Origin of the sequence: Bacteroides sp. LFL-34 (assembly GCF_027257075.1) — a bacterium.
GTDB lineage: Bacteria > Bacteroidota > Bacteroidia > Bacteroidales > Bacteroidaceae > Bacteroides > Bacteroides ovatus.
Genome location: NZ_JAPQKZ010000003.1, coordinates 48,823 through 65,904, shown reverse-complemented (window position 1 = coordinate 65,904; position 17,082 = coordinate 48,823). Strand labels below are relative to the sequence as shown.

The following is a 17,082-nucleotide window of genomic DNA, read 5'->3' as shown; positions in this document are numbered from 1 at the left end:
TCACTTGCTACTTTTATTTCGTTCCACTATAGTTTCTCTTTCGTCCCACTATAGTGCTCCGCAAGGGAAACTATAGTGTTCTTTGCGGAACACTATAGTGGAACGAAAAAAGATTAGGCAACAAAGGTAATCTCTTTAGGCAATAAAACTAATTATATTAGCAGGAAAAAAATAAAAACGTCGCAAATATTGTTTATTACCTTAAGTCACCCTTTCCTTTTTTAATAAATTAGCTAGAAAGTGTGGTGTTTATTGAATAAGAACGCTTATTTTTGCAGCATGTTACAATTTGAGAATCAAAAGATAAAGCAAATAGTTCGCAAGGTGCTTCCGGTAGTAACGCTGGGAGCTATGTTATATTCCTGCGCCAGTATTGGACGGCCGGACGGAGGCCCTTATGATGAGACGCCGCCCCGTTTCATCGGTAGTACTCCTGCTGCGGGCGCTCTGAATAATGAAAGGACTAAAATTTCTTTGATGTTTGATGAGTTTATTAAGCTGGAGAAAGCAACCGAAAAAGTCGTTGTTTCTCCTCCCCAGATACAGCAACCGGAAATCAAGGCTTCCGGCAAGAGAATACAAGTCAACCTACTCGACTCTTTGAAGCCTAACACGACCTATACGATTGACTTCTCGGATGCAATTGTCGACAATAATGAAGGTAACCCGCTAGGGAATTTTGCATTTACGTTCTCTACCGGTACGGAAATCGATACGATGGAAGTAGCAGGAACGATGCTCGATGCCTCTAACCTGGAGCCTATTAAAGGTATGCTTGTCGGACTACATTCCAACTTGAACGATTCGGCTTTCAACAAATTGCCTTTCGACCGTGTGGCACGTACGGACAGCCGTGGGCGTTTCTCTATCCGGGGTATAGCTCCCGGCAAGTATCGTATCTACGGTTTGATGGATGCCGACCAGAACTTCACTTTTAATCAGAAGAGCGAGATGATCGCTTTCCATGACTCGTTGATTATCCCTCGTATGGAAGAACGTATCCGCATGGATACGGCTTGGGTGGATTCATTGACTTATGACACGATTGTTGAGAAGAAATATATGCATTATTTGCCGGATGATGTCATCCTCCGTGCCTTTAAGGAACTCAATTATTCGCAATACCTTATCAAGTCGGAAAGACTGGTTCCGCAGAAGTTTACGTTCTATTTTGCAGGTAAGGCAGATACTTTGCCTGTATTGAAAGGCTTGAACTTCGATGAAAAGGATGCTTTTGTTATCGAAAAGAATCAGCGGAACGACACCATCCATTATTGGGTAAAAGACTCCCTGCTCTTTAAGCAGGATACGCTGGCCATGAGCCTGACTTATCTTTATACGGATACATTGAATCAGTTAGTGCCCCGTACGGATACGCTCAACCTCGTTTCGAAGCAGAAATATAAGAAAGAGGAGCCGGATAAGGACAAAAAGAAAAAGAAGAAAAAGAAAGGTGAAGAGGATGAACCCGAACCGACAAAATTCTTGCCGGTAAATGTCGGTGCTCCTTCGTCAATGGATGTATATGGTTCTATCTCTTTGAGTTTTGAAGAACCGATAGCCAGTTTCGATACTGCGGCCATCCATCTACGGCAAAAGGTAGATACGCTCTGGAAAGATATACCATTCGACTTTGAACAGGACTCTGTGAATCTAAAGAGGTTCAATCTGTATTATGATTGGGAGCCGACACTGGAATATGAATTTTCGGTAGACTCGACTGCGTTCCATGGTATATACGGATTGTTTACAGACAAAATAAAACAAGGGTTCAAGGTGCGTAGTTTGGAAGAATATGCCAAAATCACGTTTGTGGTGACGGGAGCGGAACCTAATGCTTTCGTTGAACTGTTGGATGCGCAGGATAAAGTGGTACGCCGAAGAAGAGTAGAGGAAGGAGGTTATGCCGACTTTTATTACTTAAATCCCGGTAAGTACTCCGCCCGGTTGATTAACGACCGGAATGGAAACGGTGAATGGGATACCGGCAATTTTGAAAAAGGGGTGCAGCCCGAAGAGGTGTATTATTATAATCAGATTTTAGAGCCGAAAGCCAACTGGGATCTAGAACAAAGTTGGGATATTCATGCAGTTCCGCTGGATAAGCAAAAGCTGGATGAACTTAAAAAACAAAAACCAGATGAAGACAAGAAGAAAAAGGATCGGGAACGAAATAGTCAGAACCGCCGTCGTTAGCGTTCGGCGCAATTTTATTATCGGATTAGTGGCCTTACTGATGGGAGCTTTCGCCCTCCCAGCCAGTGCTCAATGTGAAGCGAAGAATGATGCGTTTCAATCCGGCGAACACGTAATGTATGATTTATATTTTAACTGGAAGTTTGTCTGGGTGAAAGCCGGACTTGCCAGTCTGACGACGAATGCTACTACTTATCATTCACAACCTGCCTACCGGATCAATCTGCTTGCTTTGGGCAGTAAACGGGCAGACTTCTTTTTCAAGATGCGCGATACGCTGACTTGTGTGATCGGTGAAAAACTGGAACCGCGCTATTTCCGCAAAGGTGCTGAAGAGGGAAAACGTTACACGGTTGATGAGGCTTGGTTTTCTTATAAGGACGGTCTTTGCCTCGTAAACCAGAAACGTACTTATCGGGATGGAGCGTTTGATGAATCTGAAGCTAGCGATAGCCGTTGTATATACGATATGTTAAGCATCTTGGCGCAGGCACGTTCTTACGACCCTGCAGATTATAAGGTGGGAGACAAAATCAAGTTCCCGATGGCTACGGGCCGTAAAGTGGAAGAGCAAACGCTTATCTACCGTGGAAAAGAAAATGTGAAAGCGGAGAATGGAGTTACTTACCGTTGCCTGATCTTCTCATTGGTAGAATATGATAAGAAAGGAAAAGAAAAGGAGGTGATTACTTTCTTCGTGACGGACGACTTGAACCATCTTCCTGTCCGTCTGGATTTATTCCTGAACTTCGGTTCGGCAAAAGCATTCCTGAATAATGTGACGGGTAACCGGCATCCGCTGACTTCTATCGTTAAATAGATATAGAGAAAAAACGAAGGCATATCAGAAGTAAATGGCCCTGCCAACCTGTTATTTTTTAGACGCGGATAACGCGGATGACACGGATTTATTATCTTTTTATCCGTATCATCCGCGTTATCTGTTTCTAAAAGGTATACTTTTAAAAGTGTTGATGCGCTTTCCTGTTTTATTCCTGAACTTCGAAAGGCACTTTCTGATCCTTTCGGAATACGCTAGATTCAAAAGTTGCAATCAACTCTCCGTCTTGGTTTGTTATATCTACCTGATAGCAACCTGTACTTCGACCGATATAGCGTTCGCGTGCTTCGGCAAAGAGAGTATCTCCGGGGCCGCTGGCACGTAGGAAAGTAATAGTGGACGAGAGAGAGAAAGCTAGTGTACCGTGCGAGTTGGCAGCTGCGGCAAGCGCCAGATCTGCTAATGTGAAGATCGCTCCTCCTTGTGTGCGGGCACCTGCGTTAAGATGTTCGGGTTTTATTTCTAATTTGGCTTTACTGTAACCTTTGCGTACTTCCAGCAGTACTACTCCTGCATTTTCGGCAAACAGATCGTTCTTAAAAAACTCTTGTGCGGTCATGATATTATTTTTGAAGATTCTTTAATCGTTTCTTATTTTTTCAATGAATGGATATATACCTTATCTTTTTCAATTGAGTAGCTAAATTTATTTGTTTCAGACATAATATCCAATATTTTCTCTAAATTATTTGTTTCTATAATAAAACTTCCATGGAAAATCAAATTCTTGAGTTGCTCTGACTCAAATGCGAATGTCACATCAAACTGGCGCTCCAACTCTTTAGAAATGATCGACATAGGAACTTCATCCCAGAATACTTTGCAGTTGATCCACTGTTCAGCATAGTCAGCACTCTCGGTCAGCTTATAAGTTTGGTCAAGCTTATTAACTGTCATCGTTTGATTAGGCTTCATTATAAACTCTTGGTTGATGCACAATAAGACAATGGAACCTTCTAGGAGTGATACCTTTATATAATTCTCATCACCATAATTTTTAACGTTAAACTTAGTACCCAGTACCTTGATCTGTGCGGAGTCTGTTTGTATAACAAATGGATGCTCTCCATGCTCTACCTCAAAATACCCTTCGCCTTCCAGCCGGACATTGCGATTCTTTCGACTAAAACTCTCGGAGTAAGAAAGCTTGGAATCTGCGTTTAACCACACTATAGAACCGTCAGGAAGCTTCATTTTTAATTTCGATTTTCTTGGAGCGTATACTTCGGAAATCAAAGAATCATCAGGTGTTGTAAAATTATAAATTATAAAAGGAGTGGTAAACAGTAATATAATGATTGCCGCTGCGTAACCTGCATACTTCACAAATAAGGCTCTTCTCATCTTTCCTGCCGGAGCACTCTTATGTTTGCGGATTCGTTTCGCAAATCTGTTATAGGCTTGTTCTTCGTGTACAGATACATTTTTATACTCGGCAGACAGAAGCCAGATTCGTTTCTGCTGTTCAAAATATTTCTGATTCTCCGGATCGGAGTATATCCATTCGTTCAACTTATGCAAGTCCTCTTTAGCGATACTTCCCGAGAGGAAATCATATATCAGTTTATCAAATTCTTCTTTCATACCATCTTAAACTTAATATCTATTGAAAATCATATACCTGCGCTATCATCAGGACAGTTTGTCAATAGAAGAAGTATAGTGAATTACTTTGCTTTTTAATATTAATTAAATATATTCGTAATAAACATTACAATCAGGGCAAGATAAGATCTTGCTGCTTCCTTCAGTTTATCCAGTGCACTTCGCATGTGATATTTCACTGTATGAATAGTGATTCCCATGATTTCGGCAATTTCTTCTTGTCTTTTGTTCTCGAAACGACTCAATAAAAATACCTTCCGGGTTTCCGGAGATAAGCCGTCAATCGTCTTCTGGATAATAGAATGTAGCTCTTTACCCTCTAAATGCTCAACCGGATTTTCGCCCAAGGACCATAAATCGCTGTAAATGACCAGGTCTTCTGACGAGCAGGCCGTTTCCCTTCTCACATATTCAAGCTGAAGATAATTGATACACTTATTGGCTACACTTCTGAAAAGGTAGTTCTTCAATGAGGTGTTAATTGTTATTTTAGAGCGGTTTTCCCATAGACTATACACCAAATCTTCTACTATAGATTCTGATAGATAAGAGTCTGTCAAATACCCTCTCGCTATCCGGCAAAGATCTGTATAGTAAGTTTTATAGATGTATCGGAATGCCTCCTCTTTACCCGATTTCAGGGCCTCGATAATCTCTGTTTCCAGGTTTTTTTCCATTATGTCTTTCAGAAATCGTATATTTGATTTATTAGTTAATATATTAAGGTGAATACTCACAGGTTCTGTTTCTCCGATGGATAATTCGGGGGCAAGGTATTGAAAAAATGTAAGATGACCAAACTCACTAATAAAAAGATGAGTTGAAGGGCTGAACGAATAAAAAAATCATTTCTCACTATACTTTTTATTAATCTGGCTGTCATATTAATGAATAGGCCAATAAAGCATATTTTAACCTGAATCTCTATGAATGGTAAAAAGAAGGATTGTAAAAGAGCATAGCGCGACACTCTTTTTTAAGTTATAAGGTATACAAACAGCTGTTTTAGTTTAGTCATGCAGGATAAAGATTGTTTTCAGGAATAACAGAAAATAAGCTATTTCTTATTTAAATAATATTGTATGAAGAAACTACATTTTCTATTAAGCACATTCCTTGTGTTTATATTCACGTCATGCGGAGAAGATGAACTGAAAGGTGTTGTCTTATCCGAAGATCCGGGGTACGTAAAAGAACCATTGGTAGCCATACAGGCAGAAGATGGCACAGGGAACTGGATAAATGGTCTTATTGACCAGAACAGTAGGGTCATAGCCTTAGATTTTCGCATTTTGGACGACCAAAGTGCGGTGAATGTGAAACTCAAACTGGCGGATGAATGGGCAAAGCCCATTGATCCGCTTACTACTGATGCTGTACTGGACTTGAGCAGCGGTATCACCCGTATTAAAGTGAATGATGGAGCAGATGATATCGAATATACCATTTTCAGCACTTCTACTCAGCTACTTCGAGGCGTAACGGCTACTTGTAACACAGAGCAGGTTAGTGCTAACTTTATTAATGGCATCGCTTCGTTACGTTTCAAACAAAACACTGCATTTGCAAACGTTGTGTTGATGCCGACTTTGGCAGATAACGCAGAAATCATCTCTACGGATCCCGTCAGTCAAAAGGATGAAAACGGAAACCTGATTGTTGACCTAAGTAGCACACTTACTATTACTGTAAAAGACAATACGAACAACATGACTAAAAAATATCACTTGAGTGCTGTAAATGGAATTATTGACGCAGGGGTAAACTGGAAAAATATTACTGCTGATCTAAAAAGCCAACACAGTAGTATTTGTATTCCTGATTTCATGATTGTCTATGAAAATAAAAACTTGCATGGAAGGAGCGGTAATACGGGATGGTTGATAACTATTCCTGCCGGTAGAATAAATATGAAGGTTAGCTGGGATATGAATAAAGACAATGTAACATGGGCTGAACCCACTGCTCAACATCGTACAACAGCTATCATGAATGATAATATGGATTATTCATTGTTTGTTCCGGGATTGTCCGGGCAATTCTGGGTACCGATATTTTATAGCCTCGGGTGGAATGATAGTGGGCTGCTATCCGCACCGCGTCTCGGATATAACCTATCTACTTCTTTGAAGTATTGTCCGGGAACTCTGGGAATTACAGCTGATGGAAAAGCGGAGATTTCGTATGCAGAAGTGATAGATAATAACTTGTATAAGTTTACCAGCGGCGGAGCCGGCAAACAAGCTGCCAATGGAGTACAGTGGTCCCCAACCAGTGCTGTCAGTGGATATTCCTATCCGTTGCAAAAAGGGCAGATCATGATTGCCGGAGAAAATGCAGAACTTTACAAGACATTTGCTACTAATGAAGGAAGAAATACTTCGACCCGTAACAGAGGAATGGATGGAGCATTGTCAGGAAGTAATTCATGGGCTGCTAATCCGGTAAGCATTTGGACTTTTGATGGCAAGCCTGTAGGACGCCGGGCTGTCGGTATCACGGAAGAAGGAGACTTGGTCATTTTTGTAAGTAATCGTTTTACGAATTCTTATAACTCGGTAAAAGCAGCTTGGAATGTCTTTAGTGATGGCTCTTCTTTACGGGAAGTTGCTGTGGCATTGCAGGAAGTGGGTTGTACGGATGCCATTGTGTTTGGTGAGAACTATCATAGTCCTGTTGTTATTCGGGATGATAGTAGAGGGGTGCCTTTAGGAAAGGTAGCCGGTAGATACGACTGGGAAACGAACGGCAATGTTAAAAATGCGGATAATGAGGCTAGTTCGCAATCCTGGATAATGTTTAAATAAGAATATTGTAAAACAATGAGTTAGTAACAAAAGATATACACATAAAAACTTAAATCAATGAGTAAAATCATCAAATGCATGTTCTTCGTGCTATTAGCTGCAGTTCTTCCACTGTCGGTTCATGCACAACAGGTGACCTTACATTTGCAAGACGTAACGGTGCGCAAAGCGTTCCGGGAGTTGGAGGTCAAAGGAAATGTATCCTTAGTATATGAGAAAAATGATGTGGACCTGACCCGTAAGGTAACTGTAAAGGTAGATAATCAACCGATAAGCAAGGCACTGGATCAGATTCTGAAAGGGCAGGAGTTGATTTATAAAATAAAAGATAATCATATTATTATCACCCGGCCTGTCGTTCAGAAATCGGATAAGAAACGGCGTATCAATGGTGTCATCAGCGATGTCAATGATGAATTGTTAATTGGAGTATCGGTATCAATTCCCGGTACTAATATTGGCACGGTGAGTAATATGGAAGGGAAATTTGAATTGGAAATACCGGAGGACGCTAAGAAATTGCAAGTGTCTTATATCGGTTTTGACACGCAGGAAATTTCATTGTCGCCCGGCAAGACGACATTCAACATTGTAATGGGAGAGAATGTGAAAATGCTTTCAGAAGTAGTAGTGGTTGGTTATGGCACGCAAAAGAAGGTGAACCTGACCGGTTCGGTTGCTACGGTAAATTTGGAAAAGGAATCACTTTCCCGTCCTTTGGTCAGTGCTTCGCAGGCGTTGAGCGGTATGACAGCCGGTTTGCAGGTGATGCAAAGCTCCGGGACTCCATATAATGAAGGCTTTTCTTTCAATATTCGGGGAGTAGGTACCCTGAACAGTTCTTCACCACTCGTGTTGGTGGATGGGATGGAACAAAGTCTGAATAATGTAGATCCCAACGATATTGCTTCTATTTCCATCCTGAAAGATGCGGCCTCGTGTGCTATTTATGGTAACCGGGGGGCAAATGGGGTTATTCTGGTTACTACCAAAACCGGACAAACAGGAAAGGTCAGCGTATCTTACAATGCTACTTTTTCACTGAATCAACCTACCAAACTGATAAAAACGGTATCTAACTACGCCAAGTATATGGAATTGATGAACGAAGCTGCTACTAATATAGGAGAATCTGCTCCTTTCAGCGACATTACCATCAATCAATGGCGTGAGGCGGAAAAAGATCCGAATGGCATTTCGGCTTCCGGCTATCCTAATTATGTAGCTTATCCTAATACAGATTGGTACGATGAGATATATAGTAACGACTGGATGATGAAACATTCGCTTTCCGTCACTGGACAGGAGGGACGTACCGGATATAATCTTTCTATATCTTATACTGACAATCCGGGATTAATCAAGGATACCGGATACCAACGCTATTTTTTGCGTGCCAATGTTTATTCGGATATTACTAAGTGGTTACGTATTGGTACTCGCGTATGGGGGTATCACACTGACCAGAAGAAAAGCGATACCGGTTCACTCACCAATATCAATACCCAAAAAATGATACCGGGCGTATATCCATATTATGACGGAAAATATGGTGCGCCGGAAGCGAACGAGGAAGATCCGCAATCTCACAATCCTCTGTGGGACATGGCACAATCGGAAGGGCATATCAAAAACACGCAGTTCTTTACTACTTTCTATGCCAACGTGAAGTTTCTGAAACACTTTTCATACGATGTTAATCTGAACTATAAAGATTACCGTTATGAATCGATGTCCGTAAATACGGATTATGGGAAATATAGTTTTAGTACAGATCAGTGGATAGCTGCCCCCAAAGATCCTGCCGATTTGTATACCCGTATGGCGTATGTCCGTGAAAACCATTGGAAATTAACGCACTTGCTCAACTATAACCAGACTTTTTATAAGCATGATATTGGTATGTTATTGGGCTTTGAAGAAGAACGTTTTGTCAAACGGACTACCGACACTGCCAAACTTGGATTAATAGATTCGTCTGTGGGTGATTCAAGTTCTGCTACTACTCCTTCTTCCATAGGTGGTACAGGTGAGGAATTTACATCCCGTTCTTACTTCGGTCGTATTAACTATGCTTTCGACAGCCGTTATTTATTCGAGGTTAATATGCGTTATGACGGTTCCTCCCGTTTTGCTCCGGATAATCGCTGGGGGCTTTTTCCATCTTTCTCTGCCGGGTGGAGAATCAGTGAAGAGAGATTTATGAAAGGACTTCCTATCGACAATCTGAAATTACGTGCTTCGTGGGGTAAGTTAGGGAACAATGCGATTGGTAACTACGAATGGCAGGCTGTGTACAACTCGGCAAAGTACGCGTTTGGAGGTAGCCTTAATAATGGTTTGGCAATTACTTCTATTTCCAACAACCTGTTGGAGTGGGAAAGTACTGCCATTACGAATATTGGTATCGACTTTGCAACTTTAAGAAACCGTCTGACGTTTGAGGCTGAATTTTATAATAAAGTAACGGATGGAATCTTATATCGCCCTGATATGTATATGTCTCTCGGGACAGCCAGTGGCCCTCGTCAGAACATTGCGGAAGTGACTAACCGCGGTATTGAAATGACCCTGAATTGGCAAGACCGTATCGGTAAAGTAGAATATCGTGTATCCGGTAACTTTGCCTATAACCAGAACAAGGTCAGTAAATACAAAGGAGAGTTGCAGCGTGGCTGGGTGACAGATGAAAACGGGAACCGTGTTTATCAAACCAATATCGGCGATGTCTCTACCGGAGGATCTACCCGTGTAATAGAGGGTAAAATGATTAATGAATACTATATGTTGCAACCATATAAAGGCAGTGGAAACGGTTTTAACGCAGATGGAACAGTCAATATCAACGGTGGTCCGAGAGACGGAATGATCCGTACAGTAGACGACATGAAATGGCTGAATGCTATGGTAGGGGCAGGGTATAAGTTCTATCCGCGTCAGAACGTCAGTAAGAGTGGCATTTGGTATGGTGATTACATCTATGCTGACTTAAATGGCGACGGTGTATATGGTAATGACGCTGATAATGAGTTTCAGGGATGCTCCAATGTGCCCAAGTATAACTTCGGTCTGCAGGCAAGCGCTAATTGGAAAGGCTTCGATTTCTCCATGAACTGGTCCGGTGCGGCAGGTTTCAAGATTTACTACTATCGTTTGGCATTGAACAGCAGTGCTACCATCAAAGGATATGCTATTGGGGAAGCAATAGCAAACGATCACTATTTCTTTGATCCCAAAAATCCCAATGATCCGCGCACGAACTTGAGTTCAAAGAATCCTCGTTTGACAAATAACTCCGGTAACGACCAAAGTGGTATGACACAGTCATCAGTACATTTGCAAAAAGGGGATTATATTAAACTGAAGAACCTGACTATCGGATATACATTGCCTGCTGTCCTGTCGAAAAAAGTATATGCACAGAATATCCGTTTCTTTGCTTCCGGTGAAAATTTATTTACCATTACCGGGTATGAAGGAATGGATCCGGAAATGCGTACCGCAGTGGGATATTCTACTATGAGACAATATGCATTCGGTGTAAATATCACTTTCTAAACTTACTCTAAAACGATTTTATGATGAAAAACAAAATAAAAATATTTCGGAAATTAGTAAGATGTGCATCTATTGCCTTGCTGTCTTTCTCTATGGCTGGATGCGGTGCGGACTTTTTAGATACTACTCCTACCAATAACATAAGCGGTAGTAGTATCTGGACGAAAGCAACTTTGGCCGAACAGGCTGTTATCGGCGTATATAATGTCTTTCTGGATCAATATTGTCCTAACTCCGGCATTTTGGATTCGCACCGGATTCCATGGGATGCTTATTCTTCTGTGATGGATACAGACAAGAACTGGATTAAGCGAATGCCTAATTGTACAGGAGCAGCTACTCCCTCAAGTGGCCTGTTCAGTGATATTTATAAACGTTTTTATACTTTTATCTATCGTGCTAATGATGTGATAGATAATATTGGTCAGGTTCCTGATATGTCGACCGGAGAGAAGCAACGGGCTATCGCCGAATGTAAATTCTTGCGTGCATTTGCTTATATGCGCTTGAATATCTTGTATAAAGGAGTGCCGTTATATATGAATGCAATCACGAGTCCTGAAAACGGTAACAAAGCCCGTTCTTCAGAAGCGGATGTTTGGGCGGCTATACTCCAGGATCTGACAGATTGTGTGAATGAACCCAATCTACCGGGTAAATATAATTCGGGTGACTCTAACTATGGACGGGTAACCAAAGGAGCTGCTTATGCATTACGCGGACAAGTATATATGTGGCAGAAGAATTGGGAGGCGGCGGTTGATGATTTTAATTCTGTGGCTGACTGTGGCTTCGGGTTATATACTAAGGCCGGTGCTACCAGTTATAAGCAGTTGTTGAAAATAGCAAATGAACAATGTGAAGAAATGATATTCTCTGTGCAATGCATCAAGCAATATGGCTACTCCAATACAAGGAACATCACTTACGGCAACCGTTGTACAGCAGGTTCTATGTGGAATAACTATTTGCCTAATCCGCATTTTGTAGAATCTTTTGAGACGGCGACCGGAGAAAAGTTTAATTGGGATAACTACTTGCCGGGCTATAGTGCGATGAAAGAAAAAGAACGTGTGGTGTTTTTTCTACGCGATGGACTGTCTGCGGCGGAAAAGGAACGTATGGCTGCCTATGGGGCAGATATGAACAAATATCTGGATAGTGGCAATGAAGCACGTATCAAAAAAGCTTACGAGAGCCGTGATCCACGTCTGCAAATGGCTGTCATTACCCCTTACGCACAATACAATGGTGCTTCTTCTGGAATAGCTCATACTTATACATTGCGTTGGCCTTATCGTGGCTCCGACAGTGCAGAGCCTTTTGATATCCGTACTGATACAAACGATAAGTTTTACTATCTATGGAGAAAGTTTGTACCTGAAGGTCTGGAACAGACAGAACGTGATACTTATGGATTGGATATTCCATTAATACGCTATGCGGAAGTATTGCTCCTGAAAGCAGAAGCGCTAAATGAATGGGGAAGTACCCATGAAAGCGAAGCAATCAGATGTGTTAATGAAGTAAGACGTCGTGCAGGGCATGTCGAATTGAATAATGCAACTTATCCTGCTACGAAAGTTAACGGGCAGAGTGATTTGCGTGAACGTATCCGGAATGAGTATTACTGGGAAATCGGTGGCGAAGATTCCATGTATTTCCATGAATTGCGTTGGGGAACGTGGAAAGATAAGAAGTTTGATAATAATCGTAACGGTCTGATGCAGATGTGGGGTGAAACGACTTATACCTGGTACTGGTTGGGAGATCAGTGCTGGAGTTGGCCTATTCCTGCTAAAGAAATGGAAATGAACTCGAATTTGGAACAGAATGAAGGTTGGATAAATTAATCTTAGTTTTAACTAATAAAGTATATATGAAAAAATTATCTTTTTTAATTGCAACAGCATTGTGTATCATGGCATGTTCCGGTGGCTCTGACGAACAACCGGATGGGCCGGGTAACGGTAATGGAAATGGGGGTGGGGGGAGTACCCCTAATCCTGTTTCATTCTCCAATCCTATAGTCGGCAAACAGTTGCCTGATCCGACTATAATCCATGCGGCAGACGGGAACTTTTATTTGTATGTTACCCAACAGGATAATATCTATATTCCGATTTACAAATCTACTAATATGACACAGTGGACTTATGCTGGGGCAGCCTTTCTGCAAAAACCGAACTGGCAGCCGGACACTCGCTTATGGGCTCCGGACATTAACTATATCAATGGTAAATATGTGCTCTATTATACTCTTGGGCACTGGGACTTGCCTAAGAATAGTTGTATCGGGGTGGCGGTCAGCGACTCTCCTGTAGGGCCTTTTACGGATCACGGAAAACTTCTTGACTACAATTCTGGTACTATGCAGTGCATCGACCCTTGTTATTTTGAAGATAATGGTAAGAAGTATCTTTTCTGGGGAAGTTATAATAGTACTTCTAAAGGCTATGAAGGAGGTATCCGTTATGTAGAGTTAAGTGCTGACGGTCTATCCATTAAAGGGGCTGTTTCCGAAAAGATAGCGGGTCCTTCAATAGAAGGCATCATGGTTCATAAACGCGGGAATTATTATTATCTATTTGGCTCTACGGGTAGTTGTTGTGAAGAGGAAAGAAGTACGTATCGTGTAGTGGTGGGGCGTTCTAAAAATATCGAAGGTCCTTATGTGGGTAAAAACGGTACTGTGATGAAAGAAAATAGTAGTTATAATGAAGTAATTCTACAGGGTAATAACCTGTTTGCCGGAACCGGACACAATTCCGAAATTATCACGGATGATGAGGGTAATGACTGGTTCTTCTATCATGCCTGGCAGAAAGCGAAAATAGATAATGGTCGTCAATTGATGTGTGACCGCATACAATGGAGCAGTGATGGCTGGCCTTATATTACTAATGGCACACCGGCATCCGTATCTCGTGCACCTGTATTTAAAAACGAAGAAGAAAAAGAGTAATCTATGAAACTATTCAACTATTTATTGGCCGGGATATTGTGTGCTTCTGTCACTTGTCTCCCGGCGCAGCATCGGGCTGATCCCCAGAAATTGGTCAATCCGGAATCCTTTTCTATGATTTTGCTCGGTGATCCACAGGGATATACCAAGTATGATATTAACCAGCCGCTTTTTGATCTTTGTACCGCATGGATTGCGGACAATATAGAGTCGCTTAAAATTAAAGCTGTCCTTTGTACAGGCGATTTGGTGGAGCAGAATGATAATAATGTATTAAACCGTAAGATGCTGAACCAGACCAGTCGTGAAATGTGGGAGGCAGCATCGCAGGCTTTGAAAAGACTGGATAACAAAGTACCTTATATTATTGCCGCAGGCAATCATGATTATGGATACAAAGCCGCAGAAAACGGTCGTACTTATTTTCCTGATTATATTCCTTTTGAACGAAATTCTACCTGGCGGAATATCTGTGTCAGTGAATTTCCTAATCGTGAAGGCAGGGCGTCTTTAGAGAATTCGGCTTTTGAGTTTGATGAGCCGGGATGGGGAAAGATTTTGGTTATAGCAGTAGAGTTTGTGCCTCGTGATGAAGTTCTGCAATGGGCGAAAGATTTGGTAAACAAGCCGAGATACAAGAATTATAAGGTGATTTTTATCACTCATTCTTATCTTGATATAGGTAATAAGCGCGTTACGAAAGATGGGTATAAGATTTCTCCACAAAACTCGGGGCAGGCTATTTGGGAGAAACTTATTTATCCTTCTTCCAATATCCGTCTCGTACTTTGCGGACATGTGGGAAGAGGCACCGGTGAATATGAGAATAATGTGGCTTATCGGGTGGATAAGAACAGTGCCGGGAAAGATGTATCACAAATGACGTTTAATGTACAATATGTAGGAGGCGGTCCGGAAGGGAACGGAGGGGATGGTTGGCTTCGCATTCTGGAATTTATGCCGGATGGTAAAACGATCAAAGTACGTACTTATTCTCCCTTGTTTGGGATTTCAAAATTGACCAGGCATCTGGCACATCGTACGGCACCTTACGATCAGTTTGATATTATATTGGAATAACTTGACCTAGTAAAAATACTCTTAATAGAAATAATGTAGATGAGAAAAGTTGTATGTTCTTTAGTGATACTTATTAATAGTGTTTATCTATTTGCACAGTGGAAACCGGTTGGCGGTCGAATTATGACGGAATGGGCGGCGAAAATAGATGTTGAAAACGTGTTGCCCGAATATCCCCGCCCAATTATGGAACGTGCTGACTGGATAAATCTGAACGGATTGTGGAATTATGCTATTTCTCCGGTAGGTCAAGCTATGCCACAAAGTTATGGTGGTCGGATTTTAGTTCCTTTTGCTGTAGAATCAAGCTTGTCCGGAGTGGGGAAAAGTCTTGGGGAGAAGAATGAACTTTGGTATCAGCGTCAATTCTCGGTTCCCTCCAAATGGAAAGGACATAGGATCTTATTGCATTTTGGGGCTGTTGACTGGAAAGCGGATGTTTGGGTAAATAAGGTAAAGGTGGGACAACATACAGGAGGATTTACTCCTTTTTCTTTTGATATCACGCCTGCCTTGCTGAATGGGGAAAATGAATTGATCGTGAAAGTGTGGGACCCGACTGATAAAGGTCCTCAGCCTAGAGGAAAACAGGTTAGTAAGCCGGGAGGTATCTGGTATACTCCTGTCAGTGGTATTTGGCAAACAGTTTGGCTAGAACCCGTGCCAATCCGGTCGATTGTCAATATCAAAACGACTCCTGATATTGACAGGAATAAGTTGACAGTAGAGGTTATGACAGATCATCAGATGCTTTCAGATAAATTGGAGGTGAAGGTATTAGAAGGAAAGCAGTTGGTGGCTGTAGGAAGTTCCGTAAATGGTATTCCGGTTGAAATTGCTATGCCGTCTGATGTAAAGTGGTGGTCACCGGATTCTCCGTTTTTATATGATATGGAAATTTGTCTGTATTCAGAAAATAAGTTGATCGATAAGGTTAAGAGCTATACTGCCATGCGTAAATATTCAACGAAACGCGATAAAAATGGAATTGTACGTCTACAATTGAATAATAAGGACTTGTTTCAATTTGGTCTTTTAGATCAGGGCTGGTGGCCGGATGGCTTGTATACGGCACCTTCGGATGAGGCTTTAGTATATGATATTCAAAAGACAAAAGATTTTGGATATAATATGATTCGCAAACATATAAAAGTAGAGCCTGCCCGTTGGTATACGTATTGTGATCGTTTAGGGGTTATTGTGTGGCAGGACATGCCGAGTGGCGATAAGAATCCCGAGTGGCAGAATCGGAAGTATTTTGAGGGAACAGAATTTAAACGGTCTGCTGAATCAGAGGCTATTTATCGTAAAGAATGGAAAGAAATTATCGACTGCCTTTACTCTTATCCTTGTATTGGCACATGGGTACCTTTCAATGAGGCTTGGGGGCAGTTTAAAACCCCTGAAATAGCAGAATGGACAAAGCAATATGATCCTTCCCGTTTAGTGAATCCTGCCAGTGGAGGTAATCATTATACCTGTGGTGATATGCTCGATTTGCATAATTATCCCGGTCCGGAGATGTATTTATATGACGCACAGCGTGCAACTGTACTCGGAGAGTATGGAGGAATTGGTTTAGTGCTGAAGGAGCATCTTTGGGAGCCGAATCGTAATTGGGGGTATGTTCAGTTTAGTACTTCCAAAGAAGCTACTGATGAGTATCTGAAGTATGCTAATATGCTGAAGGATATGATTGCACGTGGATTCTCGGCTGCTGTTTATACACAGACTACAGATGTTGAGATCGAAGTGAACGGATTGATGACATACGACCGCAAAGTAATAAAACTGGATGAACAGAATTTGAAGAGGGTAAATACGGAAATTTGTGAAAGTTTAAAGTAAGAAGCCGGATTAGCCATTTGGCTGAACAAGGCAACTCATCTGTAGCCATTCGAATTATAGATATAGTTTGCAATATTATATAATTGAGAAAACAGAATTCAGATACTTTCTTTGTATCTGGACTCTGTTTTTTTGAATATATAATTCTATCCATTCCTTCATTTTTCAGTGAAATGTACCAA

Annotated in this window: 11 protein-coding genes; 8 read left to right on the top strand and 3 right to left on the bottom strand. The window is 41.5% G+C overall.

Features of this window, described 5'->3' with window-relative positions; all coding sequences use genetic code 11:
* Window positions 1-279: 279 nt before the first annotated feature.
* Together N5O98_RS02495 and N5O98_RS02490 are read left to right on the top strand one after the other, a co-directional pair.
* Window positions 280-2,196, top strand: coding sequence for an Ig-like domain-containing domain (locus N5O98_RS02495; RefSeq protein ID WP_008649040.1), 1,917 nt, complete (start codon window positions 280-282; stop codon window positions 2,194-2,196).
* Window positions 2,141-3,016, top strand: a complete 876-nt coding sequence (locus N5O98_RS02490) for a DUF3108 domain-containing protein (RefSeq protein ID WP_008641759.1) — start codon at window positions 2,141-2,143, stop codon at window positions 3,014-3,016. Before N5O98_RS02495 ends, N5O98_RS02490 begins: the two co-directional genes overlap by 56 nt.
* A gap of 169 nt (window positions 3,017-3,185) precedes the next feature.
* On the opposite strand, the gene N5O98_RS02485 is transcribed toward N5O98_RS02490, so the two are convergent.
* The 3 genes from N5O98_RS02485 to N5O98_RS02475 all read right to left on the bottom strand — a co-directional run bounded on the left by N5O98_RS02485 (window position 3,186) and on the right by N5O98_RS02475 (window position 5,319).
* A complete protein-coding gene (locus N5O98_RS02485) occupies window positions 3,186-3,596 on the bottom strand; it encodes a PaaI family thioesterase (protein WP_004298330.1) in 411 nt (136 codons plus the stop codon).
* A 32-nt stretch (window positions 3,597-3,628) separates the two neighbouring features.
* Complete coding sequence (locus N5O98_RS02480) at window positions 3,629-4,621, bottom strand: FecR family protein (RefSeq protein WP_004310926.1); 993 nt, start codon at window positions 4,619-4,621, stop codon at window positions 3,629-3,631.
* Window positions 4,622-4,722: 101 nt separating this feature from the next.
* Window positions 4,723-5,319, bottom strand: a complete 597-nt coding sequence (locus tag N5O98_RS02475) for an RNA polymerase sigma-70 factor (RefSeq protein ID WP_004310927.1) — start codon at window positions 5,317-5,319, stop codon at window positions 4,723-4,725.
* Window positions 5,320-5,724: 405 nt separating this feature from the next.
* On the opposite strand from N5O98_RS02475, the gene N5O98_RS02470 reads away from it, so the two are divergent.
* From N5O98_RS02470 to N5O98_RS02445, 6 genes are read left to right on the top strand one after another with little or no spacing between them, the layout of a single operon-like run.
* The gene (locus tag N5O98_RS02470) at window positions 5,725-7,449 is read left to right on the top strand and encodes a hypothetical protein (protein ID WP_004310928.1); all 1,725 of its coding nucleotides are present in this window, start codon (window positions 5,725-5,727) and stop codon (window positions 7,447-7,449) included.
* 57 nt (window positions 7,450-7,506) lie between these two features.
* On the top strand, window positions 7,507-11,007 hold the full coding sequence (locus N5O98_RS02465) for a TonB-dependent receptor (RefSeq protein WP_004307468.1): 3,501 nt from the start codon (window positions 7,507-7,509) through the stop codon (window positions 11,005-11,007).
* A 20-nt stretch (window positions 11,008-11,027) separates the two neighbouring features.
* Window positions 11,028-12,860, top strand: a complete 1,833-nt coding sequence (locus N5O98_RS02460; RefSeq protein ID WP_008776094.1) for a RagB/SusD family nutrient uptake outer membrane protein — start codon at window positions 11,028-11,030, stop codon at window positions 12,858-12,860.
* A 26-nt stretch (window positions 12,861-12,886) separates the two neighbouring features.
* Window positions 12,887-13,972, top strand: coding sequence for a family 43 glycosylhydrolase (locus tag N5O98_RS02455; protein WP_004307466.1), 1,086 nt, complete (start codon window positions 12,887-12,889; stop codon window positions 13,970-13,972).
* Between the two features lie 3 nt (window positions 13,973-13,975).
* Window positions 13,976-15,052, top strand: a complete 1,077-nt coding sequence (locus tag N5O98_RS02450; protein WP_008641764.1) for a metallophosphoesterase — start codon at window positions 13,976-13,978, stop codon at window positions 15,050-15,052.
* Window positions 15,053-15,091: 39 nt separating this feature from the next.
* On the top strand, window positions 15,092-16,900 hold the full coding sequence (locus N5O98_RS02445) for a glycoside hydrolase family 2 protein (protein WP_118161186.1): 1,809 nt from the start codon (window positions 15,092-15,094) through the stop codon (window positions 16,898-16,900).
* Window positions 16,901-17,082: the final 182 nt, after the last annotated feature.

Coding starts and splice junctions, on each gene's coding strand:
- N5O98_RS02495 (WP_008649040.1), top strand. CDS start 280: ATGTTACAATTTGAGAATCAAAAGATAAAGCAAATAGTTCGCAAGGTG.
- N5O98_RS02490 (WP_008641759.1), top strand. CDS start 2,141: ATGAAGACAAGAAGAAAAAGGATCGGGAACGAAATAGTCAGAACCGCC.
- N5O98_RS02485 (WP_004298330.1), bottom strand. CDS start 3,596: ATGACCGCACAAGAGTTTTTTAAGAACGATCTGTTTGCCGAAAATGCA.
- N5O98_RS02480 (WP_004310926.1), bottom strand. CDS start 4,621: ATGAAAGAAGAATTTGATAAACTGATATATGATTTCCTCTCGGGAAGT.
- N5O98_RS02475 (WP_004310927.1), bottom strand. CDS start 5,319: ATGGAAAAAAACCTGGAAACAGAGATTATCGAGGCCCTGAAATCGGGT.
- N5O98_RS02470 (WP_004310928.1), top strand. CDS start 5,725: ATGAAGAAACTACATTTTCTATTAAGCACATTCCTTGTGTTTATATTC.
- N5O98_RS02465 (WP_004307468.1), top strand. CDS start 7,507: ATGAGTAAAATCATCAAATGCATGTTCTTCGTGCTATTAGCTGCAGTT.
- N5O98_RS02460 (WP_008776094.1), top strand. CDS start 11,028: ATGATGAAAAACAAAATAAAAATATTTCGGAAATTAGTAAGATGTGCA.
- N5O98_RS02455 (WP_004307466.1), top strand. CDS start 12,887: ATGAAAAAATTATCTTTTTTAATTGCAACAGCATTGTGTATCATGGCA.
- N5O98_RS02450 (WP_008641764.1), top strand. CDS start 13,976: ATGAAACTATTCAACTATTTATTGGCCGGGATATTGTGTGCTTCTGTC.
- N5O98_RS02445 (WP_118161186.1), top strand. CDS start 15,092: ATGAGAAAAGTTGTATGTTCTTTAGTGATACTTATTAATAGTGTTTAT.